General features: G+C 63.0%; 2 protein-coding genes. One reads left to right on the forward strand and one right to left on the reverse strand.

The window, feature by feature from the left end; translation table 11 throughout:
• Positions 1-264 (reverse strand): GIY-YIG nuclease family protein (locus WBA11_RS11640; protein WP_424520852.1); only part of this gene is annotated, 264 nt, incomplete at its 3' end.
• A gap of 89 nt (positions 265-353) precedes the next feature.
• On the opposite strand from WBA11_RS11640, the gene ribB reads away from it, so the two are divergent.
• On the forward strand, positions 354-1,469 hold the full coding sequence (ribB, locus tag WBA11_RS11645; protein ID WP_424520853.1) for a 3,4-dihydroxy-2-butanone-4-phosphate synthase: 1,116 nt from the start codon (positions 354-356) through the stop codon (positions 1,467-1,469).
• Positions 1,470-1,512 lie beyond the last annotated feature (43 nt).

The following is a 1,512-nucleotide window of genomic DNA, read 5'->3' on the forward strand; positions in this document are numbered from 1 at the left end:
AGGATTGCCCGCCTCGATCAGTTCCAATTTCCAGGCCCGCGCCCATCGCTTGATCCGCTTTTCCCGAAGGATCGCTTCTTCGATGTCGGAATGTTCTTCGAACCACACCAAACGGGTAACGCCGTAACGGGCCACGAACTTGGAACCTTCACCGCTTCGATGCTCGATGACGCGGCGGTTCAGATCGTTTGTGACACCGGTGTAGAGGGTTCCATTGCGGTCGGATGCAAGGATGTATGTGAAATAGTGATGGTCGGGTTCCATGGCGATAACGGTGACACATGCCGCAAGACCACAGCAAGCGGCTCTGGGTCCCGGGTCAGGCCCGGGATGACAGCTGAGAGTATGAGAACATGACCGAAATCGAACGCGTCGAAGCGGCCATCGCCGCCTTTGCAGCAGGCGAAATCGTCGTCGTCATGGACGATGACGACCGGGAGAACGAGGGCGATCTGATCGTGGCGGCGGTGCATTGCACGGCGGAGAAGATGGCGACGATCATCCGTCACACGTCCGGCATCGTCTGCGCACCCATGCCCGCCTCCGAGGCGCGGCGGCTTAATTTAACGCCGATGGTGGCGGACAACGACGCGCCCCATTCCACGGCCTTCACCGTCTCCGTCGACTACAAGCACGACACGACCACGGGTATCTCGGCGGAAGAGCGCACCTCCACCGTCCGCGGGTTGGCCAACCCCAATTCGGGCGCGTCGGATTTCGTGCGTCCCGGCCACATCTTCCCCCTGGTGGCGCGCGAAGGCGGGGTGCTGCTGCGCTCCGGCCATACAGAAGCCGCCGTGGACCTGTGCCGTCTTGCCGAATTGCCGCCGGTGGGCGTCATTTCCGAACTCGTCAACGACGATGGCACGGTGATGCGCGGCCCACAGATCGACGCCTTCGCCACCGAAAAAGGCTTCAAGACCGTCACGGTTGCGGACCTCATCGCCTCCCGCCAGCGTCGCGAGAACTTGGTCGAGGCGGTGAAGGACGAAACCATCGAGACGCCCAACGGCACCGCCCGCGCCGTGACATATCGCGCCGAAATGGACACGATGCAGCACCTCGCCATCGTCTATGGCGACATCGGTGACGGCACGAACGTGATGGTGCGCCTGCAGATCGAAAGCGTGCTGGACGACACCTTTGGCGCATCGCCCAGTTTGCATCGCTATCTCAAACGTATCGCCAACGAAGGCGGATGCGGCGTGCTGGTCTATCTGCGGGAAGGGTCGGTCGGCGTCGCCCGCGAGGCCAGCCCGCGCAACGAGGCCGTTGCAGCTTTCGGCGAAGAGCGCGAGGCGCACGGGACGGCGAAAAGCCGCAAGGAGGAATGGCTGGAGATCGGCCTCGGCGCGCAGATCCTGCGCGATCTCGGCGTCCGCACGATCCGCCTGCTGGCCTCGCGGGAGCGGCACTATGGCGGCGTCGAGGGGTTCGGGATCGAAATCGTGGAAACGGTGACGGATTGAGGTTTGCCGCTGGCGTTCTTTTCTGGTTGCTCGCCAACTCGGC

It is taken from the genome of Rubrivirga sp. (assembly GCF_049648075.1).
In the GTDB taxonomy this organism is placed as follows: Bacteria; Bacteroidota; Rhodothermia; order Rhodothermales; family Rubricoccaceae; genus Rubrivirga.

Bases quoted from the DNA above. Each gene is read 5' to 3' on its own strand.
- ribB (WP_424520853.1), top strand. From the start codon at position 354: ATGACCGAAATCGAACGCGTCGAAGCGGCCATCGCCGCCTTTGCAGCA.